This window comes from Pseudomonas sp. Irchel s3h14 (assembly GCF_900187425.1).
Taxonomy (GTDB): domain Bacteria; phylum Pseudomonadota; class Gammaproteobacteria; order Pseudomonadales; family Pseudomonadaceae; genus Aquipseudomonas.
Map to the genome: position 1 here is coordinate 1 of NZ_FYDJ01000003.1, position 27,000 is coordinate 27,000.

Consider the following 27,000-nt stretch of genomic DNA (forward strand, 5'->3'; position numbering starts at 1 on the left):
CTCACCACTCAACAGGCCGAGCGTTAGCTCGCCTGCAGCTTTTGATCTTGATGCACCGCCCCATCGAGAGGCCGAGTGGAGGTTCTGCGCAGTGGGCAACCCGGCATGGATGCCGGGTTAGCCGCCCCCGGCCATGGATGGCCGATGGCGGCGGGCCCACGGAGCAGGACCGGAGCGAGGGCATGCCGAGCCTAGGCGAGGCACCGAACGTCAGGGGCAAGAGCCCTTGGTTACTTGGGGCTCTTCCAAGTGACTCGCTGTAAAAGCGAAACCGATAGCTGCCGTTACCGCAGCAACGGATATGTACACAATCAAACCGCCCAACAAAAAATGCCCCGATCTCTCGACCGGGGCATTTCTGTTTAACGCAGCTTATATATGCAAGCCTGAAGCCTTAGTGAGCAACCGCCCCACTTGCCCCCAAGCCCGTCTGCGAACGAACAAATTGCGGGTAGAACAGCGCTCGCTCATTGTCAGCCGCCTTGGACTTGTCAGTGATCGAGAAGAACCAGATCCCTACAAAGGCAATGATCATCGAGAACAGCGCCGGGTACTCATACGGGAAGATAGCCTTCTCGTGATGCAGGATCTGCACCCAGATGGTTGGCCCAAGCACCATCAAGCCAACGGCACTGATCAGACCCAACCAGCCACCGATCATCGCACCGCGAGTGGTCAGCTTCTTCCAGTACATGGAAAGCAGCAGCACCGGGAAGTTACAGCTCGCCGCGATGGAGAACGCAAGGCCCACCATGAACGCGATGTTCTGGCTTTCGAACAGAATGCCCAGACCGATCGCCAGCACCGCCAAAGCGATAGTGGTGATTTTCGAGACACGGATCTCGTCCTTCTCGTTAGCCTTGCCTTTCTTGATCACGCTGGCATACAGGTCGTGAGACACCGCCGAAGCACCGGCCAGGGTCAGACCGGCTACTACCGCCAGAATGGTTGCGAACGCTACCGCCGAGATGAAGCCCAGGAAAATACTGCCACCCACCGCGTTGGCCAGGTGCACCGCCGCCATGTTGTTGCCGCCCAACAGCGCGCCAGCCGCATCTTTAAAGGCCGGGTTGGTGCTGACCAGCAGGATCGCGCCGAAGCCGATGATGAAGGTCAGGATATAGAAGTAGCCAATGAAGCCGGTTGCATACAGCACGCTCTTGCGAGCTTCTTTTGCGTCGCTCACGGTGAAGAAGCGCATCAGGATGTGCGGCAGGCCAGCGGTACCGAACATCAGTGCCAGGCCAAGGGAGAACGCCGAGACTGGGTCTTTCACCAGACCGCCGGGGCTCATGATCGCTTCGCCTTTGGCGTGAACCTTGATCGCCTCGGAGAACAGCGTGTTGAAGTCGAAGTTGACGTACTTCATCACCATCAGCGCCATGAACGAAGCGCCGGACAGCAACAGCACCGCCTTGATGATTTGCACCCAAGTGGTCGCCAGCATGCCGCCGAACAGCACGTACAGGCACATCAGGACACCGACCAGGATCACCGCTATGTGGTAATCCAGACCGAACAGCAACTGGATCAGCTTGCCGGCACCCACCATTTGCGCGATCAGGTAGAACGCTACCACCACCAGCGAACCGCAAGCGGACAGCGAGCGAATCTGGGTTTGCCCAAGGCGGTAGGACGCCACGTCGGCAAAGGTGTATTTACCCAGGTTACGCAGGCGCTCGGCGATCAGGAACAGAATGATCGGCCAGCCCACCAGGAAGCCGATCGAGTAGATCAGGCCGTCGTAGCCGGAGGTGAACACCAGGGCGGAAATACCCAGGAAGGACGCCGCGGACATGTAGTCACCGGCAATCGCCAGACCGTTCTGGAAACCGGTGATCTTGCCGCCGGCCGCATAGTAGTCGGCCGCCGAGTTGTTTTTCTTGGAGGCCCAGTAGGTGATATACAAAGTCGCGCCGACGAACGCCACGAACATCAGGATCGCGGCGACGTTAAGCGGTTGTTTTTGGACGGCGCCAGTCAGGGCGTCAGCCGCCCAGGCACCCGGTGCGAATGCTGCAACACTCAATAGAGCCAATAGACGCCGGATCATTGCTGAGCCTCCTTGAGAATCGCATTGTTCAGGTCGTCGAATTCGCCATTGGCGCGTCGTACGTAGATTGCAGTCAGGACGAAGGCCGAGAGAATCAGCCCGACGCCGATCGGTATGCCCCAGGTAATCGATGACTCAGGGCTGATTTTCGCGCCCAGAATATGCGGCCCGTAAGCAATCAAAAGGATGAATCCGGAGTAAAGCCCAAGCATGATCGCCGAAAGAATCCAGGCGAACTTTTCTCGCTTACTAACCAGCTCCTTGAAGCGCGGGCTGTTTTGAATCGAGAGGTAAATGCTGTCGTTCATTGTTTTTATCCTCGCAGCACAGATGAAGTTGGAACGTTATCCACTCTATGCGGCTACGGAACTGGTTCCAGACGACCTTAGTATTAGAACGACATGACAGTTTTGCTTCCTGTAGGAGCACGGCTTGCCGGCGATGGCAATCTTGAGGGCGCCATCGCCGGCAAGCCGTGCTCCTACAGAAAAGCAAAAAGCCCCTTGGCATAACTGCCAAGGGGCCTTGAGAAGTGCTGACCAGACGCGTCAGCTCAAATCATTTGGTCCAATCTGCAACACGTTCCGGGTGTTTGGCCACCCAATCCTTGGCGGCGGCTTCAGGTTTGGCGCCATCCTGAATCGCCAACATGACTTCGCCGATTTCGTCTTTCGACGCCCACTGGAAGTTCTTCAGGAACTTGGCAACTTCCGGAGCCTTGGTTGCCAGTTCTTTGCTGCCGATGTTGTTTACGGTTTCAGCCGCGCCATAAACGCCTTTCGGGTCGTCCAGGAAGCGCAGTTTCCACTTGGCGAACATCCAGTGCGGCACCCAGCCGGTGACGGCAATGGATTCGTTTTTCTTCTCGGCACGGGTCAGCTCGGCGATCATGCCGGCGCCGGAACTGGCCTTGAGTTGATAGCCGGTCAGATCGTAGTCCTTGATGGCCTGCTCGGACTTGAGCATCACGCCTGAACCGGCGTCGATGCCGACGATACGATTTTTAAAGCTGTCGTCGGTTTTCAGATCGGCAATACTTTTGGCTTTGACGTACTCCGGCACGATCAGGCCAATTCTCGCGTCCTTGAAGTTCGGACCGTAATCGACGACTTGATCTTTATTCTTGGTCCAGTATTCACCATGAGTCACAGGCAGCCACGCAGACATCATGGCATCGAGTTTGCCAGTAGCCACACCCTGCCACATGATCCCGGTGGCAACTGCTTGCAGTTTCACGTCATAACCGAGTTTCTGCCTGATCACTTCAGCGGCCACGTTGGTCGTGGCGACACTGTCCGACCAGCCGTCGACATAACCGATAGTCACTGCCTTGCCTTCGGCACTGGCTACAGTAGAACTGATCGCCAGCACCAAAGCGGCACCTGCGCCCAAGAGTCGTCGCATCTTCATCGTTACTTCCCCGAAAGTGCTGCGCTCGACGGATGCCGAGTCGCGTCAACGTATTGTTATGGTGCACAGCGCGCCCATCACGCCCACCGCAAACTCATCCGAACATCAGCGCGATTTATCTATGAGAGCACTGACGCGTCGATAATCAACCTCACGACACTGGCGACCTTCTCTGCCAGCGACCTCAAGGCATCGAGAAACGACATCAGAACGCCATTAATTTAGACCACCGGAAGTCCGCCCGCCAATCCGCCCAAACTTTGCATGTCAAAAGTATGCAGGCCACCAAGCACGTGGCAAATGAAGGTAACATGCGCGGCTTTGCTCCCAGACGGCCTGACCATGCCCGCGACATCCCGCTTTCCTTTTTTTGCTTATCTATTCGCCTGCCTGCTGGGGCTTTTTGCCCTGGGTGGCTTCTGGTATGGCCTCGGCAAACCGGTGCTACTGCCGGACGTGGCCAGTGCGACGCACAAGTTGCAATGCGCCTCCTACACCCCGTTCGACAAGGACCAATCGCCGTTCGATCAGCCGTTCAAGCTGCGCCCCGAGCGCATGGACGCCGACCTCGCGCTGCTGGCCAAAAGCTTCGAATGCATCCGCACCTATTCCATGACCGGTCTCGAAGCCCTGCCCGACCTGGCGCGCAAGCACGGGTTGAAGTTGATGATCGGCGCCTGGGTCAATAGCAACCCGGTGGATACCGCCAAGGAAGTCGACCTACTGATCGCCTCGGCCAACGCCAATGCGGACGTGGTGACCTCGGTAATCGTCGGCAACGAAACCCTGTTGCGCAAGGAAATCACCGGTGCGCAGTTAGCCAAGCTCATTAACAAAGTCAAAAGCCAGGTCAAACAGCCTGTCACTTACGCCGACGTCTGGGAGTTCTGGCTCAAGCACCCGGAAGTTGCCCCGACGGTGGATTTCCTGACCATCCATTTGTTGCCTTACTGGGAAGATGACCCGTCGAATATCGATGCAGCCCTGCAGCATGTGGCCGAAGTACGTCAGGTGTTCGGCAACAAGTTCGCGCCCAAGGACGTGATGATTGGCGAAACCGGCTGGCCGAGTGAAGGCCGTCAGCGTGAAACGGCCCTGCCGAGCCGGGTCAATGAAGCCAAGTTCATTCGCGCTTTTGTCATCATGGCGGAGCAGCAAGGCTGGCATTACAACCTGATCGAAGCCTTCGACCAGCCGTGGAAACGCGCCAGCGAAGGTGCGGTCGGTGGTTACTGGGGGCTGTTCGATGCCGATCGCCAGGACAAGGGCGTGCTCTCCGGTCCGGTGTCGAACGTGCCTTACTGGACGCAGTGGCTGGTGGTGGGTGGTTTGATCTTCCTCGGCACACTCATCCTCGGTGGACGTGTCCGCAGCACTCGCGCAGCATTGGTTCTACCGCTGCTGGGTGCGCTGGCCGCTTGCTCGATCGGCGCCTGGGGCGATCTGGCCCGCGTCACCACGCGGTTTACCAGTGAATGGTTATGGGTCGCTTTGCTGACGGCGTTGAACGTGTTGGTGCTGGCCCATGCGGCACTGACCCTGAGCGCTCGCACTGGCTGGCGTGAACGGGCGTTCAATGCGCTGGAACGTCGGGCGGGCTGGTTGCTCGCTGTGGCCGGGTTTGCCGCTGCGGTGACGATGCTGGAGCTGGTGTTCGATCCGCGTTATCGCAGCTTCCCGAGTGTTGCATTCATCCTGCCGGCGCTGGTCTATCTATGCCGCCCGGTGAGCGTGCCGCGTCGGGAGATTGCCCTGCTGACTTTCATCATCGGTGCCGGCATTGCGCCGCAGCTGTATCGTGAAGGGTTGCAGAATCAGCAGGCCTGGGGTTGGGCGCTGGTGAGTGTGTTGATGGTTGCAGCGTTGTGGCGCAGTTTGCGGGTTCGCAAGGGGTAATCTTCATTGCGGCTACCGGCCTCTTCGCGGGCAAGTCGGGTCGCCGCATCGCTCGCTCCTACAAGGTTCATGTGATCCATTGTAGGAGCGAGCGATGCGGCGACCCGACTTGCCCACGAAGGCTGACTGTCAGGCGCTACGAGACGCTCGAACCAACCGCAATCCAGCAATCACCACCGCAAAAACAGCCAAAGTCGTGTTGTACAACGCCAGCGCCGGAAACCCGAACACCAGCGCCAGCACGGCCAACCACCACCCTGCCCGGCCCGGTAGCACAAACCCGATAACGGCTGCCGCCAATGCCGCGAAGCCCAAGACGTTGAAGTGAATCATCAGGCCCAGGCTCGAACGAACCTGGCATTCCCAGCGGCTCGCTTCGTCCACGCAGATGCCGACCCATTGAGCATCCTCCATAAAGCCATAACGCGCGCCATAACTGGCGGCCAGCCATAACGGCAGGAGAACGAGCAGCAGAATCACAGGCAGACGGCGGGACATGAAGCACTCCAATAAACGAAAACGGCGGCCAGCTTAATCCCCCGCCAGCGGTAAGCAAACGCGTGTAAGAGATAATTGGTCACGAAATCGCTGCAAAGTGTATCGTCCAGCTACTATTACTCCGAAATTAGGCCTGATTGGTGCCGATCCATGGCACTTTGGCGCAAACCCCGTGGTCATAGCCTGCGAACTTCATTTGGCACCTTTCTCTAAGGGATCTAGTCATGCTCCGTTCCTTGCGCTTCGCCGCCCTGTTTGGCGGCCTTATTTTGAGTGCGTCCGCACTGGCCGTCGATATCGACGCTGCCAGCTATGGCTACCCCTTGACCAACCCGTTCGAGGCGACCATCGCGACGACACCGCCGGACCTCCGTCCGGACTTGCCGCTGGACGATGACATCGATCAGGAAACCCGCAGCGTCAGGTTACGCCCGGAGCGTGAATTCGATTTGCCGGACAACTTCTGGCCGGTGAAGAAACTCACCTACCGCATCGCCATCCAGGATAAAGCCGCTCCGCTGATTTTCCTGATCGCCGGCACCGGCGCGCGCTATGACAGCAGCCATAACGAATACCTGAAGAAGCTCTACTACAAGGCCGGCTACCACGTGGTGCAACTTTCATCGCCCACCAGCTTCGACTTCATGAGCGCCGCCTCACGCTTTGCCACACCTGGTATCACCAAGGAAGATGCCGAAGACATGTACCGGGTGATGCAGGCCGTGCGGGCACAAAACCCGAATGTGAACGTTACCGATTACTACCTGACCGGCTACAGCCTGGGCGCCCTGGATGCGGCGTTCGTCGCGCACCTGGATGAAACCCGCCGCAGCTTCAACTTCAAGAAAGTCTTGCTGCTCAACCCGCCGGTCAACCTCTACACCTCGATTACCAATCTGGACAAGCTGGTCCAGACCGAGGTCAAAGGCATCAACAACAGCACAACGTTCTATGAACTGGTGCTGGACAAACTGACCCGCTACTTCCAGCAGAAAGGCTACATCGACCTCAACGATGCGCTGCTCTACGACTTCCAGCAGTCCAAGCAACACCTGAGCAATGAACAGATGGCCATGCTGATCGGCACCTCGTTCCGCTTCTCGGCAGCCGACATTGCCTTCACCTCGGACCTGATCAACCGTCGCGGTCTGATCACTCCACCGAAATACCCGATCACCGAAGGCACCACCCTCACGCCGTTCCTCAAACGCGCGCTGCAGTGCGACTTCGACTGCTACATCACCGAACAGGTCATTCCGATGTGGCGCGCCCGCACCGACGGCGGCAGCCTGCTGCAACTGATCGACCAGGTCAGTTTGTACGCGCTCAAGGATTACCTGCACGACAGCCCGAAAATCGCCGTCATGCACAACGCCGACGACGTGATTCTCGGCCCTGGCGACCTTGGTTTCCTGCGCAAGACCTTTGGCGATCGCTTGACCGTTTATCCACTGGGCGGCCATTGCGGCAACCTGAATTACCGCGTCAACAGCGACGCCATGCTGGAGTTCTTCCGTGGCTAAATACCTCCTGCTTATCGCAGCGCTACTCTGCGCAGGCGTCGCCAATGCCGACAACAGCAAAGCCAACGCACCGGTTGTGATCGACAGTGACGGCTTCAAGGAGCCGCTGAGCAAACTCAAATTCAACCCGGGGCTGGATCAGCGCGAGTTCGAACGCTCGACGCTTAACGCGCTGAACATCTACGACCCGCTGGAAGAGTGGAACCGCCGCGTCTACCACTTCAACTACCGCTTCGACCAATGGGTGTTCCTACCAGTGGTCGATGGCTATCGCTACATCACGCCGAGCTTCCTGCGCACTGGCGTCAGCAACTTCTTCAACAACCTCGGTGACGTGCCGAACCTGTTGAACAGCCTGCTGCAGTTCAAAGGTCAGCGCTCGATGGAAACCACCGCGCGCCTGCTCCTCAACACCACCGTCGGCATCGCCGGCCTGTGGGACCCGGCCACCGCCATGGGGCTACCGCGCCAGAGCGAAGACTTCGGCCAGACGCTGGGTTTCTACGGTGTGCCCAGCGGCGCCTACTTCGTATTGCCAATCCTCGGTCCTTCGAACATCCGCGACACCGGCGGCCTGGTGGTGGACTTCAGCGCGGAATCGGCGATCAACTTCCTGAACGTCTCCGAGGTCAGCTCCAACCATCCTGAGGTCTGGCTACTGCGCGGCGTCGACAAGCGTTACCAGAACAGCTTCCGCTATGGCCAGCTGAACTCGCCGTTCGAGTACGAGAAAGTGCGCTACGTGTACACCGAATCGCGCAAGTTGCAGATCGCCGAGTAACTCCATCGGCAACAAAAAAGGCCATTCGATGCGAATCGAATGGCCTTTTTCATGCCCGATGGATCAGACACCACCCTCTCCTGTAGGAGCCGAGCTTGCTCGCGATGGCGGCGTAACAGCCGACATAGATGTTGAATGTTATGGCCTCATCGCGAGCAAGCTCAGCTCCTACAGGTTCAGCTTTTGACTGCACGCCAGATTTTGCTCGCAGCCATCACGCCGGCCAACACCACCGCCCCCGCCACAATCCCCGCCACTGCATTCAGCAACGTCGGCACGACAAACCCGGCACCGCCCGCCCCTGCGCTGACACTCTCAATCCAGTGATGAACCACCGGCACGCCGTGGGTGAGAATTCCGCCGCCCACCAGGAACATCGCCGCCGTGCCGATCACCGACAGGCTTTTCATCATGTACGGAGCAGCACGCAGGATTCCGCCGCCGATGCTTTTGGCCATCTGTCCAGGCTTCTGAGTCAGCCACAGGCCGAGGTCGTCGAGTTTGACGATGCCGGCCACCAGGCCATACACGCCGATGGTCATGACGATGGCAATGCCCGAAAGCACGATGACTTGTTGGGTCAGCGAGGCATCCGCCACGGTGCCCAGGGTGATTGCGATGATTTCTGCAGAGAGAATGAAGTCGGTGCGGATGGCGCCTTTGATCTTGTCCTGCTCGAACGCCACCAGATCGACCGCCGGATCAGCCACGGCCTCGACCAGCTCTGCATGCTCAGCCTGGTCTTCAGCCTTGCTGTGCAGGAATTTATGGGCCAGTTTTTCGAAACCTTCGAAACACAGGTAAGCGCCGCCGATCATCAACAACGGCGTGACCAGCCAGGGAATGAACGCGCTGATGGCCAACGCCGAGGGCACCAGGATCAGCTTGTTGAGAAACGAGCCCTTGGCCACTGCCCACACCACCGGGATTTCCCGCTCGGCACGCACACCGGAAACCTGTTGGGCATTGAGCGCCAGATCGTCGCCGAGCACGCCGGCAGTCTTCTTGGCGGCCATTTTGGTCATCAACGCCACATCGTCGAGTACCGCGGCGATGTCGTCGATCAGCAACAGTAAACTGCTTCCTGCCATGAATCAGGCTTCCTTCTTGAATGGATGCCGCGCAGCATAACGCGGCCGGGTGCCCCATGGGGCATTCTTGAGCGCCGCGCGAGGCCGGTGCTACCATGCGCAACCGCCAGAACAGGCAAGGAACCCCCTGGTTTATGAGCACCATCCGCGAGCGCAACAAAGAACTGATCCTGCGTGCCGCCAGTGAAGAATTTGCCGACAAGGGCTTCGCTGCGACCAAAACCAGTGACATCGCAGCCAAGGCGGGATTGCCCAAGCCCAACGTCTACTACTACTTCAAATCCAAGGAAAACCTCTACCGCGAGGTCCTGGAAAGCATCATCGAACCGATTCTGCAGGCCTCGACACCGTTCAACGCCGACGGCGTGCCCAGTGAAGTGCTGAGCGGCTACATCCGCTCGAAAATCCGCATCTCCCGCGACCTGCCCTTCGCCTCCAAGGTGTTCGCCAGTGAAATCATGCATGGCGCGCCGCACCTGAGCGCCGATCTGGTTGAACGGCTCAACGGCCAGGCCAAGCACAACATCGACTGCATCCAGACCTGGATCGACTGCGGCCAGATTGCCCCGATAGACCCCAACCACCTGATGTTCAGCATCTGGGCCGCGACCCAGACCTATGCCGACTTCGACTGGCAGATTTCCGCGGTGACCGGAAAGGCCAAGCTCGATGAGGCCGACTATGAAGCGGCGGCGCAGACGATTATCCGGTTGGTGCTTAAAGGGTGTGAGCCGGACTGATACACCGCTGCGCCCTCTTCGCGAGCAAGCCCGCTCCCACATTGGAATTCTGGCGTTCACAAATCTCCTGTGGGAGCGGGCTTGCTCGCGAAGGGGGCAACGCAGTCCTGAGACTAAAACCAAATGGCGTCCCAAAGCGGATAGTCGCCAAGCTTCTCCACCAGCCCCGCCCGCAATGGGTTGGCGACAACATATCGAGCAAGCTTCACCAAATCCTCCTCTCGCCGCACCGCATGATCATGAAAGCTCTGCTGCCAAAGACTGCCTGCCCTGCCGGTCACCGCATTGATAGATCGAGTACTCAACGATTTGGTCTGGCACATCAATTGCCCCAGCGACCCTCTTTGTAGCTGAATCAACCAGTGAAAATGATCGGGCATAACGACAAAGGCCAAAGAATCAGCAAAACCTTGCTCCTGAGCTTGTTTGAATTGCTGTACGACCATCCTGCCCAAGGTGTAATCCCTGAAAACAGGCTCTCGTTTGAGGGTATTGGCAGTCAGAAGATAGATGCGGTTTTGCTCGGCATATCGGCCGATGCGCAGACGGTGCGAAGCTGACAGCTCAGGCATTCCTTTGCCTCTCTCATGGATGAATTCATGAAAAGGCTAGATCAGTGAATTGAAGACTGAGGGGCGGACTTTTAGCTGGATGTGCCCGGGAGATTGCCTTCGCGAGCAAGCCCGCTCCCACAGTGGGTTGGCGGTGTTCAGACATTTTGTGTCTACCACCGAACCAATGTGGGAGCGGGCTTGCTCGCGAAAGCGGTAGATCAGTCACTACAAAATCAAGCAGTCACCCCAGCATCCGCCTGCAACCCCAACGCCTCAATCGCGTTGATCGCACATTGCTCATCAACATCGGAAAGGTCACCGCTGATACCAACAGCCCCCAGCACGTTCCCGTCCTGATCCCGAATCAATACACCGCCCGGTGCCGGCACAACGCTGCCCTGCCCCAGACTGTTCAAAGCGGCGATAAACGCCGGTCGTTGTTGTGCGTCCAGCGCCAGCAGGCGTGAGCCTTTGCCCAGGGCGATGGCGCCCCAGGCTTTGCCGATAGCGATCTGCGGGCGCAGCAGGCTCGCGCCGTCTTCACGCTGCAGGGTGACCAAGTGTCCACCCGCATCCAGTACTGCGATGGTCAATGGAGCCGCCGAGATTGCACGCCCTGCGGAAATAGCCTGATTGGCCAGGTTGACTGCGACTTTCAAGGTTAAAGCGCTCATGGTGCCGTCCTCATTTTGTTATAGGGAAAGCTGCTGGACTGCGTTTTGTTCAGAAGTCCGATGCAACAAATAGAACACAATGAGTTATTTTTTTGTATACAATAATTTTCGAAAAGCGCCACATGCGACGAAAAGCCACAGTAGATCGGGCTTCCGACGAATGAAACGGCCGCTTGAGAAAATGGATTGACCTGCGCCGTCCGCCGTGAATACACTCTGCGCAAAGCCACTTGTATACAATTACAAAACGTAAGAGGCACAAAACCATGAGCAAAATGAGAGCAATCGAAGCCGCCGTTCTGGTGATGCGCCGTGAAGGGGTTGATACCGCTTTTGGCATCCCCGGCGCCGCGATCAACCCGCTGTACTCCGCCTTGCAGAAGGTCGGTGGCATCGATCACGTCCTTGCTCGCCACGTTGAAGGCGCCTCGCACATGGCCGAGGGCTACACCCGCACCAAGGCCGGCAACATCGGCGTGTGCATCGGCACTTCGGGACCTGCCGGTACCGACATGGTCACCGGGCTCTACAGCGCCTCGGCCGACTCGATCCCGATTCTTTGCATTACCGGCCAGGCACCCCGCGCCCGTATGCACAAGGAAGACTTCCAGGCTGTCGACATCACCTCGATCGTCAAGCCAGTGACCAAGTGGGCAACCACCGTCATGGAACCGGGTCAGGTGCCTTACGCGTTCCAGAAAGCCTTCTACGAAATGCGCTCTGGCCGTCCAGGCCCGGTGCTGATCGATCTGCCGTTTGACGTGCAGATGGCTGAAATCGAATTCGACATCGACGCCTACGAACCACTGCCGCTGGCCAAGCCAACCGCTAACCGCGTGCAAATCGAGAAGGCGCTGGCCATGCTCGACCAGGCCGAGCGTCCGTTGCTGGTGGCCGGTGGCGGCATCATCAATGCCGACGCCAGCGAGTTGCTGGTGGAATTCGCCGAACTGACTGGTATTCCGGTGGTCCCGACCCTGATGGGCTGGGGCACCATTCCGGACGATCACCCGTTGATGGTCGGCATGGTCGGTCTGCAAACCTCGCACCGCTACGGCAACGCCACGATGCTCAAATCCGACCTGGTGCTGGGTGTCGGTAACCGTTGGGCCAACCGTCACACCGGTTCGATCGACGTTTACACCGAAGGCCGCAAGTTCATTCACGTTGACATCGAACCGACCCAGATCGGCCGCGTGTTCACCCCGGACCTGGGCATCGTTTCCGACGCCGCTGCCGCGCTGACCGTGTTCATCGAAGTCGCTCGCGAATGGCAAGCCGCCGGCAAGCTGAAAAACCGCAGCGCCTGGTTGCAAGACTGCCAGCAGCGCAAATCCAGCCTGCAGCGCAAGACTCACTTCGACAACGTGCCGGTCAAGCCGCAACGCGTTTACGAAGAAATGAACCAGGTGTTCGGCAAAGACACGTGCTACGTCAGCACCATCGGTCTGTCGCAGATTGCCGGCGCGCAGTTCCTGCACGTCTACAAACCGCGTCACTGGATCAACTGCGGTCAGGCAGGTCCTCTGGGCTGGACCATTCCGGCAGCGCTGGGCGTGGTCAAGGCTGATCCGACCCGTAAAGTTGTGGCGCTGTCGGGCGACTATGACTTCCAGTTCATGATCGAAGAATTGGCGGTGGGCGCGCAGTTCAAGCTGCCGTACATCCACGTGGTGGTGAACAACTCGTACCTGGGGCTGATTCGTCAGGCCCAGCGCGGTTTCGACATGGACTACTGCGTGCAGCTGTCCTTCGACAACCTGAACGCTCCGGAACTCAACGGTTACGGTGTCGACCACGTCGCGGTCGCCGAAGGCCTGGGCTGCAAGGCGCTGCGTGTGTTCGAACCGAGCCAGATCCAGCCTGCCCTGCGCCGGGCTCAGGAGCTGATCGAAGAGTTCAAGGTGCCGGTCATCGTCGAGATTATTCTGGAGCGTGTGACCAACATTTCCATGGGCACCGAGATCAACGCCGTCAACGAATTCGAAGACCTGGCGCTGGTCGGCAACGATGCGCCAACGGCGATTTCGTTGCTCGATTAAGTTGACCTGATACCTGTAGCAGCTGTCGAGGAACGAGGCTGCGTTGCGTGTCCGCAGGACCGCCGTCGGGGGCCGCTTCGCAGCCCAACGCAGCCTCGTGCCTCGGCAGCTGCTACAGGTACATATTTTTAACGGGAGACCACCATGCCGCGTTTCGCAGCCAACCTGTCCATGCTGTTCACCGAGCAGGATTTTCTTGCCCGTTTTGAAGCTGCCGCCAAGGCCGGCTTCAGTGGTGTCGAATACCTGTTCCCTTACGACTTCAGCTCTGCCGAGATCAAAGCCAAGCTCGATGCCAATGGCTTGACCCAGGTGCTGTTCAACCTGCCGGCCGGTGACTGGGCCAAGGGCGAACGCGGTATCGCGTGCCTGCCGGACCGGGTTGAAGAGTTCCGTGCCGGTGTCGACCTGGCGATTGCTTACGCGAAAGTGTTGGGCAACACCCAGGTCAACTGCCTGGCCGGTATTCGTCCACAAGGCATCGACGATGCCACCGTGGAAAAAACCTTCGTCGCCAACCTCAAATACGCCGCCGACAAGCTGCAAGCGGCGGGCATCAAACTGGTGATGGAAGCGATCAATACCCGCGACATCCCGGGTTTCTACCTGAACAACACGGCGCAAGCCCTGTCGATTCGCGAACAGGTCGGCAGCGCCAACCTGTTCCTGCAATACGACATCTACCACATGCAAATCATGGAGGGCGACCTGGCCCGCACCATGGCTGCGCACCTGGGCGAGATCAACCACATCCAGTTGGCCGATAACCCTGGGCGCAACGAACCAGGCACCGGTGAAATCAACTACCGCTTCCTGTTCGAACACCTGGACCGCATCGGTTATCAGGGTTGGGTTGGCTGCGAATACAAGCCGCTGACCACCACTGAAGCGGGTTTGGGCTGGCTCAAAACCCATAACGCAATCTGACGCAGATCCCTGTGGGAGCGGGCTTGCTCGCGAATGCGGTGTGTCATTCAGCATTCACGTCGACTGACACACCGCATTCGCGAGCAAGCCCGCTCCCACACAAAGCGCTCCCCTATTTGCTTGCGAGCAACACAAAACAAGAGGATTTTCTCATGGCTAAAATCGGATTTATCGGCACCGGCATCATGGGCCACCCAATGGCGTTGAACCTGCAGAAAGCCGGTCACAGCCTGTTCCTGTCGGCGCACCACGACCCTGCTCCTGCTGACCTGATTGCCGGTGGCGCCGTCGCCCTGGCGAACCCGAAAGAAGTCGCGCAAGAAGCCGAATTCATTATCGTCATGGTCCCGGATACCCCGCAGGTCGATGACGTGCTGTTCCGCGCCGACGGTGTTGCAGCCGGTGTTGGCAAAGGCAAAGTCGTGATCGACATGAGCTCGATCTCGCCAACCGCCACCAAAGCCTTCGCTGCCAAAATCAACGAAAAAGGCGCTCAGTACCTCGACGCGCCAGTGTCTGGCGGTGAAGTCGGCGCCAAGGCCGCAACCCTGAGCATCATGGTCGGCGGCGATGCCGATGCCTTCGAACGCGTTCTGCCGCTGTTCCAGGCGATGGGCAAAAACATCACCCTGGTGGGCGGTAACGGCGACGGTCAAACCGCCAAAGTGGCTAACCAGATCATCGTGGCGCTGAACATCCAGGCCGTGGCCGAAGCCCTGCTGTTTGCGTCGAAAAACGGTGCCGATCCAGCCAAGGTCCGTGAAGCGCTGATGGGCGGTTTCGCATCCTCGAAGATCCTCGAAGTGCACGGCGAGCGCATGATCAAAGGCACCTTCGACCCAGGCTTCCGCATCAGCCTGCACCAGAAGGACCTGAACCTGGCCCTGGCCGGCGCACGCGAACTGGGCATCAACCTGCCGAACACCGCCAACACCCAGCAAGTGTTCAGCACCTGCGCGGCGATCGGCGGCAGCAACTGGGACCACTCGGCGCTGATCAAGGGCCTGGAACACATGGCGAATTTCTCGATTCGCGATAACTAAGCAGCCCCGCACAAAACCCTGTGGGAGCGGGCTTGCTCGCGAAAGCGGTGTGTCAGTCAACATCTCTGTTGAATGTGAAGCCGCCTTCGCGAGCAAGCCCGCTCCCACAGGGAACCGAGTCGCCCTCCAATAACAAGAAATCCGGGAGCCCGCCATGTCGGTCAATCCGCAACAATTCCTGCGCGAGCTGTTTGCCACAGCTATCGACGCGGCCCATCCGCAGCAAGTCCTCGAAGCCCATTTGCCCAAAGACCGCAGCGGTCGGGTGATTGTCATCGGTGCCGGCAAAGCCGCCGCGGCCATGGCTCAAGTGGTGGAGCGTTGCTGGCAGGGTGAAGTATCAGGTTTAGTGGTGACGCGTTACGGTCACGGCGCCCCGTGTGAAAAAATCGAAGTGGTCGAAGCCGCTCACCCGGTGCCCGATGCTGCCGGTCTGGCAGTCGCCAAACGCGTGTTGGAACTGGTCAGCAATCTGACCGAAGACGACCGCGTGATCTTCCTGCTCTCGGGCGGTGGCTCTGCCCTGCTGGCGTTGCCCGCGGCCGGTATCACCCTGGCCGACAAGCAGTCGATCAACAAAGCCCTGCTCAAATCCGGCGCCACCATCGGCGAGATGAACTGCGTGCGCAAGCACCTCTCGGCGATCAAGGGCGGCCGTCTCGGCAAAGCCTGCTGGCCTGCCACTGTTTATACCTATGCGATTTCCGATGTACCGGGCGACCTCGCCACGGTCATCGCCTCCGGCCCCACCGTGGCTGACCCAAGCACCTCCGCCGAAGCCCTGGCGATCCTCAAGCGTTACGCCATTGAAGTCCCGGTCTCGGTGCGCAACTGGCTGCAGAGCCCGGAATCAGAGACAGTCAAACCCGGCGATCCGAGCCTGGCGCGCAGTCACTTCCAGCTGATCGCCCGCCCGCAGCAGTCGCTTGAAGCCGCTGCGGTGAAAGCGCGTCAGGCCGGTTTCAGCCCGCTGATCCTCGGCGACCTGGAAGGCGAATCTCGCGATGTGGCCAAGGTTCATGCCGGTATCGCCCGTCAGGTCGTGCTGTACGGTCAGCCACTGGCGGCGCCCTGCGTAATCCTCTCGGGCGGCGAAACCACGGTCACCGTGCGCGGCAATGGCCGTGGCGGACGCAACGCCGAATTCCTGCTGAGCCTGACCGACAGCCTCAAAGGCCTGCCCGGCGTCTACGCGCTGGCCGGCGACACCGATGGCATCGATGGCTCCGAAGACAACGCCGGCGCAATCATGACCCCGGACAGCTACGCCCGCGCCGCAGCCCTGGGCCTGAGCGCCAGCGACGAGTTGGACAACAACAATGGCTACGGCTATTTCGAAGCGCTGGACGCGCTGATCGTCACTGAGCCGACCCGCACCAACGTCAACGACTTCCGTGCCATCCTGATTCTCGAGAGCCCTAAAAATGACGCCTGACAAGAAGGTTAAAATCCTCGCCACCCTCGGTCCTGCCACTAACGGGATCGACGACATCCGTGAGTTGGTGCAGGCCGGGGTCAACATCTTTCGCCTGAACTTCAGCCATGGCGATCACGCCGACCACGCTCAGCGCTATCAGTGGATTCGTGAAGTCGAGCGCCAGCTGAATTATCCGCTGGGCATTCTGATGGACCTGCAAGGCCCGAAACTGCGGGTCGGCAAATTCGCCGAAGGCAAGGTGCAATTGCATCGCGGTCAGGCACTACGCCTGGACCTTGACCCGACGCCGGGCGATGAACGCCGGGTCAACCTGCCTCACCCGGAAATCATCGCCGCACTCGAACCGGGCATGGACCTGCTGCTGGACGACGGCAAGCTGCGTCTTCGCGTGGTCACCAAGTACTCCGACGCCATCGACACCACCGTGCTCAATGGCGGCGAACTCTCGGACCGCAAAGGTGTGAACGTGCCGCAAGCGGTGCTGGAACTGAGCCCGCTGACCGCCAAGGACCGTCGCGATTTGAGTTTCGGTCTGGAGCTGGGTGTGGACTGGGTCGCACTGTCGTTTGTGCAGCGCCCGGAAGACATTCGCGAGGCGCGCGATCTGATCGGCGACAAAGCGTTTTTGATGGCTAAGATCGAGAAGCCATCGGCCGTGACGCAACTGCGCGAAATCGCTGAGTTGAGCGATGCGATCATGGTCGCTCGCGGTGACCTGGGCGTGGAAGTGCCCGCCGAAAGCGTGCCGCAGATTCAGAAAAACATCATCACCATCTGCCGTCAGCTCGGCAAACCGGTGGTGGTGGCGACCCAGATGCTCGAGTCGATGCGCTTCTCCCCTGCCCCGACCCGTGCCGAGGTGACCGATGTTGCCAACGCCGTGGCCGAAGGTGCGGACGCGGTGATGTTGTCGGCGGAAACCGCGTCCGGTGAGTACCCGCTGGAAGCTGTGCAGATGATGAGCAAGATCATTCGTCAGGTGGAAAACGGCCCGGACTATCAGGCGCAACTGGACGTCAGCCGACCAAAGGCTGAGGCGACTGTTTCCGATGCGATCAGCTGCGCGATTCGTCGCATCAGCAATGTGCTGCCGGTGGCGGTGCTGGTGAATTACAGCGAGTCCGGCACCTCGAGTTTGCGTGCGGCGCGGGAACGGCCGACGGTGCCAATCCTCAACCTGACGCCGAACCTGCAAACCGCTCGCCGGTTGACGGTGGCGTGGGGTGTGCACTCGGTGGTCAATGATCGGCTGCGGCAGGTGGATGAGGTGTGCTCGACGGCGCTGGAGATTGCCCAGGCGCAGGGCATGGCCAAGCGTGGCGACACGTTATTGATCACGGCGGGTGTGCCGTTTGGGCAGCCGGGTTCGACTAATTCACTGCGTATCGAAACATTGATTTAGCGCCTGTACCGGCCTCATCGCGAGCAAGCTCGGCTCCTACGGTTCGTGGAGGACCTGTAGGAGCCGAGCTTGCTCGCGATGCAGGCAACTCGGTCCCTTTGACACACAGATAAAAAATGCCTGCCAACCACTTCAACACCCACTGCCCCGACTGGGCGACTGCCCTGCTCAACGGCTTCAGCCAGATCTTCCTCCAGCGTCATCCGCTGTGCGGTCTGCTGTGCCTGTTGGCCATTCTTTTCACCGCGCCCGCCCTGCTCGGCGGTGCACTGCTGGGCGGTGTCGCCGGGTTGCTCACCGCGCAACGACGTGGCTATGCCAAGGCCGATCGACAGGCCGGGCTCTTCAGTTACAACGGTGTTTTGCTCGGTTTGCTGCTGAGCCTCTACTTCCCGTGGTCAGCGATGTCGCCGCCGCTAATCATTGCCGCGGGCGGCCTGAGCGCGATGTTCACTCAACAGTGGCTCAAACGCGTCCGGGTCAGCCAATACCTGCCTGCCTATACGGCGCCCTTCGTGGGGCTGGGCTGGTTGCTGCTGTGCTTCGCCACGCCCTCGACAAATACGCACTTGATCGAAATCAACACACTGAACATGCTCACCGCACCACTCAAAGGCCTTGGCCAGGTGATGTTCCTCGGTCATCCGCTGGCCGGTGCGCTGATTGCCGTGGGTTTGCTGATCGCTGATCGCCGCGCATTCTGCTGGGCGTTGTTGGCGTCTGCCGCGGGCATGGGCTGGAGCATGCTGCAGCACGACTTCTATACTGCATTGATCGGCCTCGGTGGCTATAACGCCGTACTCGCCGCCCTCGCCTTCAGCTCACAGCGCCAGAAGCCGTGGCTGCCACTGGTCGGTATTGCATCAGCGCTATTGCTGACGCCAGTGTTTGCCGCCATCGGTCTGCCAACGCTGACCGCGCCGTTCATCCTCTCCTGCTGGCTGATCCGTACGATTGTTCAAATGCTCGGCAAGACCACTGTCGCCCGTACGCCTTGCACTCTGGAGGAGAATCAACCTAGGCTTCGCTGATCATTGGTTCAGGCGGTATCCATGGACAGCAGCAAAAACTGGCGTGAAGAGCTTTACGTCATGGTTTTCCAGAGCGACACCAAGGCCGGCCGGCGCTTCGACGGCATCCTGCTGTTGATCATCCTCGCCAGCATTGTGATCGTGATGCTCGACAGCATCGACTCCATTCACCAGAACTACGCCAACGTGCTGGCGTACATCGAGTGGGGCTTCACGGTCATCTTCGCCATCGAATACGGCCTGCGGCTGTACTGCTCACCCAAGCCGTTGCGCTATGCGTTCAGCTTTTATGGACTGGTGGATTTGCTGGCGATCGTGCCCGGCATTCTTGCGCTGTATTACGCCGATGCGCAGTACCTGCTGATTATCCGGATCATTCGGATGCTGCGGATTTTCCGCGTACTCAAGCTCAGCCCGTATCTGAAGCAAGCCAACTATCTGATGTCCGCATTGCGCGGCAGCAAGCAGAAGATCGTGGTGTTTCTGGTCAGCGTCTGCACCCTGGTGACGGTGTTCGGTACGCTGATGTACGTGATCGAAGGCCCGGAGCACGGCTTCACCAGCATTCCCAAAGGCATCTATTGGGCTATCGTCACGCTGACCACCGTGGGCTTCGGCGACATCGTGCCTAAAACGCCGCTGGGTCAGGTGATTTCGTCACTGGTTATGATCACGGGTTACTCGATCATCGCCGTGCCGACGGGGATTTTTACCGCCGAACTGGCCAACGCCATGCGTGGCGAGCAACTGCAAACCGATTGCCCGGTGTGCAAGAAAAACAGCCACGAAGCGGGTGCCGCGTTTTGTTCTCGGTGCGGTAATCAGTTATTCAAGAAACTGGAATAAGCAAAGTGCTTTTTAATCTTTAAAGGACTATGCGAGCCCGGCTATAGTCGCTGGCAAATTGCCTCACTTTTAATAAAAACACCTATTCAGAACAAGGACTGCGCAGTGAAAAAACTCTTTGGCGCCTCACTTCTGGCCGCTGGCCTGGCTCTGTCCAGCGTGGCTCAGGCCGCACCGACCCTGCTTAACGTTTCCTACGACGTGATGCGCGATTTCTACAAGGACTACAACACTGCCTTCCAGAAACACTGGCAAGCCGAGCACAACGAAAACATCACCCTGCAGATGTCCTTCGGCGGCTCCAGCAAACAGGCGCGTTCGGTGATCGATGGCCTGCCGGCTGACGTCATCACCATGAACATGGCCACCGACATCAACGCCCTGGCGGACAACGGCAAACTGGTCCCGGACAACTGGGTCACCCGCCTGCCGAACAACAGTGCGCCATTCACCTCGGCCACGGTGTTCATCGTCCGCAAAGGCAACCCGAAAGCCCTGAAAGACTGGCCCGACCTGCTCAAGGACGGCGTGCAGGTGATCGTGCCTAACCCGAAAACGTCGGGTAACGGCCGCTACACCTACCTCTCGGCCTGGGGTTATGTGCTGAAAAACGGTGGCGACGAAAGCAAAGCCAAAGACTTCGTCGGCAAGCTGTTCAAACAAGCGCCGGTGCTGGATACCGGTGGCCGCGCAGCCACTACGACCTTCATGACCAACCAGATTGGTGATGTGCTGGTGACCTTCGAAAACGAAGCGGAAATGATTGCCCGTGAGTTTGGTCGTGATCAGTTCGAAGTGATCTACCCAAGTGTTTCCGCCGAAGCCGAGCCGCCAGTGTCGGTGGTCGACAAAACCGTCGACAAGAAGGGCACCCGCGCTGCGGCCGAGGAGTATTTGAAGTACCTGTGGTCGCCGGAAGGTCAGGAAATTGCGGCGGCGAACTACCTGCGACCGCGTGATCCGGCGGTGTTGGCCAAGTACACCGATCGTTTCCCGAAAGTGGATTTCCTTTCGGTGGAGAAGACCTTTGGTGACTGGCGGACTGTGCAGAAGACCCACTTCAATGATGGTGGGGTTTTTGATCAGATTTACAGCGGTCAGTAATTCCTGAGCCCAATGAAAAAGGCGACCTGAGAAGGTCGCCTTTTTTGTGCGCGCCAGCAATGTCGAGCGTCAATACTCACGCCACGGGATTGATAAACGGGCCGCCGGTGAACTGCACGTACAGCTTGCGATACTCCTCGTTTTCAGAATTGATGATCAACGCCTGGCGCAAAAACTCTACGCCTTCCTGGACATTGTCCAATTGGCAATTGAGCGCGAAGGCCAGATACAGGTGATTGGCGTTGAAGAAGTCGAATGACAGGGCAACCTTGACCATCTGCAACGCGCCGCCAAGGTCTTGTGCAGCCAGCCGCACATTGAACGCTTCGTTGAACCGGGCGACGTCTTTATAAACCGAAGCGGACAACCCGAGCTGCTTTCTCAATACAACCGTGTGTCCGTTGCCGACTTTCGAATCCCTCTCTTCGACGCACTCGATCAGCCAGTGACCAAGTCCGACGTTGTTGATCAGGTTGATCGCCCGCAGCATGCTTTGCAAAGAAAACACCTGGTAGTGACCCCGCCACGCCTGCTCGCTCATGTTGCTCATATCGACGCGATTTTCGTAGGCATCGACCATCTGCTCGAGGGTGGTCAGCGCACGCATCTGATCGGTAGGTTCGGCGTTTCTGTTCGGAAAAATGCAGAAGAACACACCACCGTCCTTCACCACACGGGAGGACTCGACATACGCCGCGAACAGGTTCGGTACGTGCTCGATCACATGCGAGGTGATCAGGTAATCGAAGGTGTCGTCGGGAAAAGGAATCTCCATGAAGTCGCCCAGCGCATCCACTTTGGCGGCTTCGGCCTGATAGTTGGCCTGTTCTTTTTTGTAGCCGTTGTAGTCCAGCAGATCCAGAGGATACAAAAAAGACTCGCCATCGCAGGGGGCCAGGTTGAGGCAGTTCGGCAAATAGAACGCGTTGTGCGCGGCAGCACCGATTTCCAGACCTGCACCCTGACAATACTTGCTGGCCAACGCCATGCCCTGCACTTTCATATCGACTCCAAGTCTCTGGAACACAATTCCAGACATCATTTGAGAAATAAACGCGAAGCCAACAACCGATCCGCGCACTCACGCTATCGGCTGGCGCATAAAAATATTGAGCCAGAATCGGCCGACCTGATGCTACTCGGTGATGGCGATCTGGCGGCCGCTACATCGGCGGCGTGACCCCGTCCTTACCCGCCGCAATCGATTGGGCGGTGAGCGTCCCGTCGGCACTCTGAGTGACGAACGTCACAATCTTCACCCCCACCTTCAGCAAGCTGCGATCACCCGGCACCAGGTTCACGATCGGCACATCCTCCGGCACCAGAATCTTCTGCTGACCGCCCTTGTAGTTGACGGTCAAGACCCGACCATTGCTGACCACCAGATCGCCCACGCTGCCATTGGTCATGCTGCTGCCCTTGGCCAGGTCGAACGGCCGATGGCCGTCGCCGCTGCCGGCCAGTTCCGGTGGGAAGACGTGGACTTCCAGTGCCTTGAGGGTTCCGTCCTCCTGCGGTATGGCAGCCGAACCGATGTAGCTGCCGGGTTTGATGTCTTCGATATTGGCCAGGGTGACAGCGCGGACCTTGGTGTCTTTGGTCAGGTTGATGACCACGTTTTCACCACTGTTGACGTGGACTTTCAGCACGTCGGGGCTGACCCCGGTGATTTCGCCGCGAACGCCGATGCGCATGCCCGGCGCGTCAGCAGCCTGGGCAAGACCTGCCGTGAACAAGCCGATCAAGGTAACCACTGAAGCGCCGCGAATCAGGTGACGAAACATCGCATTCATGAAAGTGCCTTCCGTTTAGGAAATGTGAATAGAGAACATAAGCACGCTATCGAACAGGATGTAAGTGAATGTATCATCGGACCTCGATATTTTGACGCAAGGCTCCTCGATGGACATCACACACGTCCGTCACTCATTCCGCAACGGAATGAGTGCTATCACTCCAAACCCTCTTCTGCCCATTCCGATAGCCCATTAGCCTGCGCGCATTCTCTTTTGCTCAGCGAGACCCGTTATGAAGCCAGCGACCCAGGTGCCCCACGGCACCGCAACAATGACCCGAGGCATGGTGCTGCTATTCGCCTTCTGCTGCGGCGCCATCGTTGCCAACATTTACTACGCCCAACCGATCATCGGCCTGATCGCGCCGGACATCGGCCTGACCAGCACCATGGCCAGCCTGATCGTTTCGCTGACCCAGATCGGTTATGCGTTGGGTCTGTTCTTCCTGGTGCCACTGGGTGATCTGCTGGAAAACCGCCGTTTGATGATCATCACTACCGTGGTGGCGATTGCCAGTCTGTTGGGCGCTGCGTTCACCGATCAGCCAAACGTGTTTTTGCTGATCTCGTTGCTGGTGGGGTTCAGTTCGGTGTCGGTGCAGATCCTGATTCCACTGGCCGCGCATCTGGCGCCGGAAGAGTCTCGCGGGCGTGTGGTCGGCGGGATCATGGGCGGTTTGCTGTTGGGAATTCTATTGGCGCGACCAGTGTCCAGCGTGGTGGCTGACCATTTTGGCTGGCGTGCGATGTTTGTGATTGCAGCGGTGCTGATGGCGGCGATCAGCATCGTGCTGGCGCTGACGATTCCCAAGCGCCAGCCTGATCACAGCGCTTCTTATGGTCAGTTGCTGGGCTCTCTGTGGACTCTGTTGCGTCAACAACCGGTGTTGCGTCAGCGCGCGTTTTACCAGGGGTGCATGTTCGCCACCTTCAGCCTGTTCTGGACCGCCGTGCCGCTGGAACTGGCGCGCAATCATGGCTTGTCGCAAACCCAGATCGCGATCTTCGCCCTGGTCGGGGCCATCGGCGCCATCGCCGCCCCCATTGCCGGTCGACTGGCCGATGCCGGCCACACCCGCATTGCTTCACTGCTGGCCCTGCTGTTCGCCAGCCTGAGCTTCCTGCCCGCCTTCATCCACCCGGTCTACAGCGTCATCGGCCTTGCCGTCACCGGCGTGGTGCTCGACTTCTGCGTGCAGATGAACATGGTCCTCGGCCAACGCGCGGTCTATGCCCTCGACGCTAAAAGCCGCAGCCGCCTGAATGCGTTGTACATGACCAGCATTTTTATCGGCGGCGCGTTTGGTTCCTCGGTGGCCAGTGCGGTGTATGAACATGGCGGCTGGTTGTGGATCGTGATTGTGGGTAGCGCATTTCCGCTGTTGGCGTTGTTGCGGTTTTTGAGTGTTTCAGAGAAGCGTTCGTTGGCGACGGCATAGTCCACCAATAGCTTCGCGGGCAAGCGTTAGGCGCCCGCGAAGGCAATGGTCTCGATTTCACTCAGTGCCTGACCAACTTCTCCATCGCCGCATCTGCCAGAAAGGAAGAGCGGCTTTTGACATTGTGCTCGCGCACATATCGATCAATGCGCTGGATCACGTAGCCGGGCAGCGTCACGTTGACCTTCTCGGTTTTGCCCATGTACGGCGCGATGTCCAGCTCAAGCATTCCCCAGCCCATGTCGGCAAAGTCCGGATTGCCACGGTGAGCGGCAGCAGATGTAGGCATGGGAATCGATTCCCCGTCAGCCGCAATCTCCTGAAGCATGATGTGGGCAATCTCGACCGCCGCGTTGTAGGCGTCTTCAAACGTATCCCCGGCCGTTACGGCGCCTGGAATATCGGGGATCTGAATACCGATGGCGGTGTTCTCGTCGCCCCACTCGATACAGATTGGATATTGCATTATGGATCTCCTGCGTAACTGGCTCCCGGGCAATACAACCCGGCTCGCCTCCTGATGCTTTTGACCGTCCCGATCGGCAAATCCTTTTTCGGATGAGGGACGGGTATCGTGTACGGGTTGTATCGGTGTTTGAAGATGTGATGGCTCCCGGTAATCCGATCCAGTATCCACCCGGCCTCCTCCAACTCCTTGATCAATAGCCTGCTCTGCACCACTCGCCTCCTTGCTCAGGCCCAAACAAAAGTAACCCTAGAGTTATCTTTACTCAAGCACAAAAATCCGGAACGCGACGCTCGGTTGTTTTACAGAGTGTGATTGCGGTCCGTGGCATTCTTCCCAAGAATGAATACTTTCGCTCAGCCTGCTCCGTTACGCCGAGGTCAACCCGGATTACACTCAGCGTCCTGAGCCTGACGCGATGCTGGATGCGATTCGCGGCTGAACCGATCAAATGCCGCCTGAGCCGCGGCATGTTCTTTCAAGGAGTGTGTAATGACCCGACGTACCTTCCTCATCACCGGCGCCAGCAAAGGCATCGGCCGCGCGGTCGCCGAGCACCTGGACCGCGCGGGTCATCGGGTGGTCGGAATCGCCCGATCGCCCGACCTGAGCTTTCCCGGCATTCTGTTTCCGCTGGATCTGAGCGACAGGGCACTGACTCAGGAAGTGCTGGCGGAGCTGGCCAGGACTTATGAGTTCGACGGGCTGGTGAATAACGTCGGCCTGGTACGCCCGCAAGTCCTGGGGGAAATCGATCTCGACACGTTCGACGACGTGATGCGGGTCAACCTGCATTCGGCATTGCAGGCTACTCAGGCACTGCTGCCGAGCATGCGCGCCAAGGCCTGGGGTCGGGTGGTGAATATTTCCAGTCTGACCGTGCTGGGTATCACGCAGCGCACCGCCTACGCGGCGGCCAAAGCGGCGCTGATCAGCTTCACGCGATCCTGGGCGCTGGAACTGGCGCAAACCGGCGTGACAGTAAACGCCGTGGCGCCGGGGCCGACTGAAACCGAACTGTTTCGCGCCAACAACCCACCGGGCAGCGAAGGTGAAGCGCGGTATCTGGCCGGTGTGCCGATGGGGAGGTTGGGGCAACCGCAGGAGATCGCGGCGGCGATTGCGTTTTTGTTGTCCGAGCAGAGCGGGTTTATCACCGGGCAAACCTTGTTTGTCGACGGTGGGTCTTCGATAGGCAAAGCGGCGTTCTAACCAACAACACCAATCAAATGTGGGAGCGGCGATGCGGCGATCCGACTTGCTCGCGAAGACGGACTGACATTCACCATTGATGTCGACTGATACACCGCTTTCGCGAGCAAGCCCGCTCCCACAATTTGATCTCCACAAGGACTCAAAATGGACCGCCTCGCCGCAATGGAAACCTTCGTCTACGTGGTGGAAACCGGCTCGTTTTCCGCCGCAGCACGGCGCCTGAATATCGGCCAGCCCGCCGTCTCGAAAACCATCGCGCATTTGGAGGCACGCCTCGCGGTCAGGCTGCTGTTGCGCTCGACCCGAGGCCTGACACCCACCGAAGCTGGCCTGGCCTTTTTCGAACGGTCCAAGCGTGCCATCGAAGAGGCTGATGAAGCTGACAATGCCGCTCGCGGTGCCGCCAGCGGCCTGACCGGCAACCTGCGCATCTGCGCCGCCGTAACCTTTGGCCGACTGCACATCGTTCCGCACCTGGGGCCATTTCTCGATCAGAACCCGGACCTGAACATCGACCTGATGCTGGACGATCGCAACATCAATCTGGTGGAAGAAGGCGTCGATGTCGCCCTGCGCATGGGCGCCCAGAGCGACTCCGGCCTCACCGCCCGCAAGATCGCCGAGTGTCGTCGCATGGTGCTGGGCACGCCCGCTTATTTCGAAAAACACGGCGAGCCTACCTGCCCTGCCGATCTGAGCAAACATCAAGCAGTCGTCTACACCTTGGGTGGCGGTGCCAATTGGCAATTCCACAAGGCGTCGGAAGAACAGGCAGTGATCATCAACGGGCGAATTCGCGTCAACGCCGCCGAAGGCCTGCGTGCAGCCGTGCTAGCCCATCAAGGACTGACCATGGCGTCCGAATGGATGTTTGCACCGGAACTGGCCAACGGCGCAGTCAGGGAAGTGATGAAGGATTGGACGTTGCCGAATCAGGACCTTTGGGCGGTGTTTCCCACCGGCAGAATGGCCAGTGCGAAGGCTCGGGCGTTTGTGGAGTATGTGCAGGGGTTGCTGACAAAGGAGGTCTGA

Annotated in this window: 26 protein-coding genes; 15 read left to right on the forward strand and 11 right to left on the reverse strand. The window is 58.9% G+C overall.

Annotation, left to right across the window (positions count from 1 at the left end; translation table 11 throughout):
* Window positions 1-394 precede the first annotated feature (394 nt).
* From CKW16_RS06635 to CKW16_RS06645, 3 genes are all read right to left on the reverse strand, one after another.
* Window positions 395-2,053 carry a cation acetate symporter gene (locus CKW16_RS06635; protein ID WP_095127732.1) on the reverse strand — a complete coding sequence of 553 codons (1,659 nt, stop codon included), beginning with the start codon at window positions 2,051-2,053 and terminating at the stop codon, window positions 395-397.
* Complete coding sequence (locus CKW16_RS06640; protein WP_095127733.1) at window positions 2,050-2,361, reverse strand: DUF485 domain-containing protein; 312 nt, start codon at window positions 2,359-2,361, stop codon at window positions 2,050-2,052. The genes CKW16_RS06635 and CKW16_RS06640 overlap by 4 nt, the downstream gene beginning before the upstream one ends.
* Window positions 2,362-2,611: 250 nt before the next feature.
* A complete protein-coding gene (locus CKW16_RS06645; protein WP_095127734.1) occupies window positions 2,612-3,463 on the reverse strand; it encodes a glycine betaine ABC transporter substrate-binding protein in 852 nt (283 codons plus the stop codon).
* Window positions 3,464-3,763: 300 nt separating this feature from the next.
* Here CKW16_RS06645 and CKW16_RS06655 point away from each other — a divergent pair, with 300 nt between their 5' ends.
* Complete coding sequence (locus CKW16_RS06655; RefSeq protein WP_095127735.1) at window positions 3,764-5,359, forward strand: beta (1-6) glucans synthase; 1,596 nt, start codon at window positions 3,764-3,766, stop codon at window positions 5,357-5,359.
* A gap of 129 nt (window positions 5,360-5,488) precedes the next feature.
* Here the strand turns inward: CKW16_RS06655 and CKW16_RS06660 are convergent, their stop codons facing one another.
* Entirely contained in the window at window positions 5,489-5,857 is a 369-nt protein-coding gene (locus CKW16_RS06660) for a hypothetical protein (RefSeq protein WP_095127736.1), read from the reverse strand.
* Between the two features lie 224 nt (window positions 5,858-6,081).
* Between CKW16_RS06660 and CKW16_RS06665 the strand changes: the two genes are divergently transcribed.
* Window positions 6,082-7,380 (forward strand): serine/threonine protein kinase, encoded by a 1,299-nt coding sequence (locus tag CKW16_RS06665; protein WP_095127737.1) that lies wholly within the window; start codon window positions 6,082-6,084, stop codon window positions 7,378-7,380.
* Complete coding sequence (locus CKW16_RS06670; protein WP_095127738.1) at window positions 7,373-8,161, forward strand: VacJ family lipoprotein; 789 nt, start codon at window positions 7,373-7,375, stop codon at window positions 8,159-8,161. The genes CKW16_RS06665 and CKW16_RS06670 overlap by 8 nt, the downstream gene beginning before the upstream one ends.
* 176 nt (window positions 8,162-8,337) lie before the next feature.
* On the opposite strand, the gene CKW16_RS06675 is transcribed toward CKW16_RS06670, so the two are convergent.
* Complete coding sequence (locus CKW16_RS06675) at window positions 8,338-9,252, reverse strand: DUF808 domain-containing protein (RefSeq protein WP_095127739.1); 915 nt, start codon at window positions 9,250-9,252, stop codon at window positions 8,338-8,340.
* A gap of 134 nt (window positions 9,253-9,386) precedes the next feature.
* On the opposite strand from CKW16_RS06675, the gene CKW16_RS06680 reads away from it, so the two are divergent.
* Entirely contained in the window at window positions 9,387-9,992 is a 606-nt protein-coding gene (locus CKW16_RS06680) for a TetR/AcrR family transcriptional regulator (RefSeq protein WP_095127740.1), read from the forward strand.
* 113 nt (window positions 9,993-10,105) lie between these two features.
* Here CKW16_RS06680 and CKW16_RS06685 read toward each other — a convergent pair whose 3' ends face one another.
* Window positions 10,106-10,564 (reverse strand): transposase, encoded by a 459-nt coding sequence (locus CKW16_RS06685; RefSeq protein WP_095127741.1) that lies wholly within the window; start codon window positions 10,562-10,564, stop codon window positions 10,106-10,108.
* A gap of 215 nt (window positions 10,565-10,779) precedes the next feature.
* Complete coding sequence (locus CKW16_RS06690; RefSeq protein WP_095127742.1) at window positions 10,780-11,220, reverse strand: heme-binding protein; 441 nt, start codon at window positions 11,218-11,220, stop codon at window positions 10,780-10,782.
* Between the two features lie 266 nt (window positions 11,221-11,486).
* Between CKW16_RS06690 and gcl the strand changes: the two genes are divergently transcribed.
* From gcl to CKW16_RS06730, 8 genes are all read left to right on the forward strand, one after another.
* The gene (gene gcl, locus CKW16_RS06695) at window positions 11,487-13,262 is read left to right on the forward strand and encodes a glyoxylate carboligase (RefSeq protein WP_008145572.1); all 1,776 of its coding nucleotides are present in this window, start codon (window positions 11,487-11,489) and stop codon (window positions 13,260-13,262) included.
* Between the two features lie 144 nt (window positions 13,263-13,406).
* Window positions 13,407-14,189: a hydroxypyruvate isomerase gene (gene hyi, locus CKW16_RS06700; protein WP_046046339.1), complete on the forward strand. Its 783-nt coding sequence runs from the start codon at window positions 13,407-13,409 to the stop codon at window positions 14,187-14,189.
* Between the two features lie 152 nt (window positions 14,190-14,341).
* Window positions 14,342-15,232 (forward strand): 2-hydroxy-3-oxopropionate reductase, encoded by an 891-nt coding sequence (locus CKW16_RS06705; protein ID WP_095127743.1) that lies wholly within the window; start codon window positions 14,342-14,344, stop codon window positions 15,230-15,232.
* A 154-nt stretch (window positions 15,233-15,386) separates the two neighbouring features.
* On the forward strand, window positions 15,387-16,667 hold the full coding sequence (locus CKW16_RS06710; RefSeq protein ID WP_095127744.1) for a glycerate kinase: 1,281 nt from the start codon (window positions 15,387-15,389) through the stop codon (window positions 16,665-16,667).
* Window positions 16,657-18,072, forward strand: coding sequence for a pyruvate kinase (pyk, locus tag CKW16_RS06715; protein ID WP_095127745.1), 1,416 nt, complete (start codon window positions 16,657-16,659; stop codon window positions 18,070-18,072). The genes CKW16_RS06710 and pyk overlap by 11 nt, the downstream gene beginning before the upstream one ends.
* A 116-nt stretch (window positions 18,073-18,188) precedes the next feature.
* The gene (locus tag CKW16_RS06720; protein WP_095127746.1) at window positions 18,189-19,103 is read left to right on the forward strand and encodes an urea transporter; all 915 of its coding nucleotides are present in this window, start codon (window positions 18,189-18,191) and stop codon (window positions 19,101-19,103) included.
* A 21-nt stretch (window positions 19,104-19,124) separates the two neighbouring features.
* Window positions 19,125-19,949, forward strand: coding sequence for an ion transporter (locus CKW16_RS06725; RefSeq protein WP_095127747.1), 825 nt, complete (start codon window positions 19,125-19,127; stop codon window positions 19,947-19,949).
* 105 nt (window positions 19,950-20,054) lie between these two features.
* Entirely contained in the window at window positions 20,055-21,053 is a 999-nt protein-coding gene (locus tag CKW16_RS06730) for a sulfate ABC transporter substrate-binding protein (protein WP_095127748.1), read from the forward strand.
* Window positions 21,054-21,129: 76 nt separating this feature from the next.
* On the opposite strand, the gene CKW16_RS06735 is transcribed toward CKW16_RS06730, so the two are convergent.
* Both CKW16_RS06735 and CKW16_RS06740 read right to left on the reverse strand, forming a co-directional pair.
* Window positions 21,130-22,056 carry a class I SAM-dependent methyltransferase gene (locus CKW16_RS06735; protein ID WP_256580452.1) on the reverse strand — a complete coding sequence of 309 codons (927 nt, stop codon included), beginning with the start codon at window positions 22,054-22,056 and terminating at the stop codon, window positions 21,130-21,132.
* 160 nt (window positions 22,057-22,216) lie between these two features.
* Window positions 22,217-22,846: a hypothetical protein gene (locus tag CKW16_RS06740; protein ID WP_176471528.1), complete on the reverse strand. Its 630-nt coding sequence runs from the start codon at window positions 22,844-22,846 to the stop codon at window positions 22,217-22,219.
* Between the two features lie 235 nt (window positions 22,847-23,081).
* Here CKW16_RS06740 and CKW16_RS06745 point away from each other — a divergent pair, with 235 nt between their 5' ends.
* Window positions 23,082-24,287 carry an MFS transporter gene (locus tag CKW16_RS06745; RefSeq protein ID WP_095127749.1) on the forward strand — a complete coding sequence of 402 codons (1,206 nt, stop codon included), beginning with the start codon at window positions 23,082-23,084 and terminating at the stop codon, window positions 24,285-24,287.
* Window positions 24,288-24,348: 61 nt separating this feature from the next.
* On the opposite strand, the gene CKW16_RS06750 is transcribed toward CKW16_RS06745, so the two are convergent.
* Both CKW16_RS06750 and CKW16_RS06755 read right to left on the reverse strand, forming a co-directional pair.
* Window positions 24,349-24,753: a type II toxin-antitoxin system HicB family antitoxin gene (locus tag CKW16_RS06750; RefSeq protein WP_056742059.1), complete on the reverse strand. Its 405-nt coding sequence runs from the start codon at window positions 24,751-24,753 to the stop codon at window positions 24,349-24,351.
* Entirely contained in the window at window positions 24,753-24,965 is a 213-nt protein-coding gene (locus tag CKW16_RS06755; protein WP_046046350.1) for a type II toxin-antitoxin system HicA family toxin, read from the reverse strand. Before CKW16_RS06755 ends, CKW16_RS06750 begins: the two co-directional genes overlap by 1 nt.
* Before the next feature lie 280 nt (window positions 24,966-25,245).
* Between CKW16_RS06755 and CKW16_RS06760 the strand changes: the two genes are divergently transcribed.
* Window positions 25,246-25,965 (forward strand): SDR family oxidoreductase, encoded by a 720-nt coding sequence (locus CKW16_RS06760; RefSeq protein ID WP_095127750.1) that lies wholly within the window; start codon window positions 25,246-25,248, stop codon window positions 25,963-25,965.
* A gap of 147 nt (window positions 25,966-26,112) precedes the next feature.
* Window positions 26,113-27,000 carry a LysR family transcriptional regulator gene (locus CKW16_RS06765; RefSeq protein WP_095127751.1) on the forward strand — a complete coding sequence of 296 codons (888 nt, stop codon included), beginning with the start codon at window positions 26,113-26,115 and terminating at the stop codon, window positions 26,998-27,000.

Excerpts from the sequence above, each read along its gene's own strand:
- CKW16_RS06635 (WP_095127732.1), bottom strand. The coding sequence starts at position 2,053 with ATGATCCGGCGTCTATTGGCTCTATTGAGTGTTGCAGCATTCGCACCG.
- CKW16_RS06640 (WP_095127733.1), bottom strand. The coding sequence starts at position 2,361 with ATGAACGACAGCATTTACCTCTCGATTCAAAACAGCCCGCGCTTCAAG.
- CKW16_RS06645 (WP_095127734.1), bottom strand. The coding sequence starts at position 3,463 with ATGAAGATGCGACGACTCTTGGGCGCAGGTGCCGCTTTGGTGCTGGCG.
- CKW16_RS06655 (WP_095127735.1), top strand. The coding sequence starts at position 3,764 with ATGAAGGTAACATGCGCGGCTTTGCTCCCAGACGGCCTGACCATGCCC.
- CKW16_RS06660 (WP_095127736.1), bottom strand. The coding sequence starts at position 5,857 with ATGTCCCGCCGTCTGCCTGTGATTCTGCTGCTCGTTCTCCTGCCGTTA.
- CKW16_RS06665 (WP_095127737.1), top strand. The coding sequence starts at position 6,082 with ATGCTCCGTTCCTTGCGCTTCGCCGCCCTGTTTGGCGGCCTTATTTTG.
- CKW16_RS06675 (WP_095127739.1), bottom strand. The coding sequence starts at position 9,252 with ATGGCAGGAAGCAGTTTACTGTTGCTGATCGACGACATCGCCGCGGTA.
- CKW16_RS06680 (WP_095127740.1), top strand. The coding sequence starts at position 9,387 with ATGAGCACCATCCGCGAGCGCAACAAAGAACTGATCCTGCGTGCCGCC.
- CKW16_RS06685 (WP_095127741.1), bottom strand. The coding sequence starts at position 10,564 with ATGCCTGAGCTGTCAGCTTCGCACCGTCTGCGCATCGGCCGATATGCC.
- CKW16_RS06690 (WP_095127742.1), bottom strand. The coding sequence starts at position 11,220 with ATGAGCGCTTTAACCTTGAAAGTCGCAGTCAACCTGGCCAATCAGGCT.
- gcl (WP_008145572.1), top strand. The coding sequence starts at position 11,487 with ATGAGCAAAATGAGAGCAATCGAAGCCGCCGTTCTGGTGATGCGCCGT.
- hyi (WP_046046339.1), top strand. The coding sequence starts at position 13,407 with ATGCCGCGTTTCGCAGCCAACCTGTCCATGCTGTTCACCGAGCAGGAT.
- CKW16_RS06705 (WP_095127743.1), top strand. The coding sequence starts at position 14,342 with ATGGCTAAAATCGGATTTATCGGCACCGGCATCATGGGCCACCCAATG.
- CKW16_RS06710 (WP_095127744.1), top strand. The coding sequence starts at position 15,387 with ATGTCGGTCAATCCGCAACAATTCCTGCGCGAGCTGTTTGCCACAGCT.
- pyk (WP_095127745.1), top strand. The coding sequence starts at position 16,657 with ATGACGCCTGACAAGAAGGTTAAAATCCTCGCCACCCTCGGTCCTGCC.
- CKW16_RS06720 (WP_095127746.1), top strand. The coding sequence starts at position 18,189 with ATGCCTGCCAACCACTTCAACACCCACTGCCCCGACTGGGCGACTGCC.
- CKW16_RS06725 (WP_095127747.1), top strand. The coding sequence starts at position 19,125 with ATGGACAGCAGCAAAAACTGGCGTGAAGAGCTTTACGTCATGGTTTTC.
- CKW16_RS06735 (WP_256580452.1), bottom strand. The coding sequence starts at position 22,056 with ATGAAAGTGCAGGGCATGGCGTTGGCCAGCAAGTATTGTCAGGGTGCA.
- CKW16_RS06740 (WP_176471528.1), bottom strand. The coding sequence starts at position 22,846 with ATGAATGCGATGTTTCGTCACCTGATTCGCGGCGCTTCAGTGGTTACC.
- CKW16_RS06745 (WP_095127749.1), top strand. The coding sequence starts at position 23,082 with ATGAAGCCAGCGACCCAGGTGCCCCACGGCACCGCAACAATGACCCGA.
- CKW16_RS06750 (WP_056742059.1), bottom strand. The coding sequence starts at position 24,753 with ATGCAATATCCAATCTGTATCGAGTGGGGCGACGAGAACACCGCCATC.
- CKW16_RS06760 (WP_095127750.1), top strand. The coding sequence starts at position 25,246 with ATGACCCGACGTACCTTCCTCATCACCGGCGCCAGCAAAGGCATCGGC.
- CKW16_RS06765 (WP_095127751.1), top strand. The coding sequence starts at position 26,113 with ATGGACCGCCTCGCCGCAATGGAAACCTTCGTCTACGTGGTGGAAACC.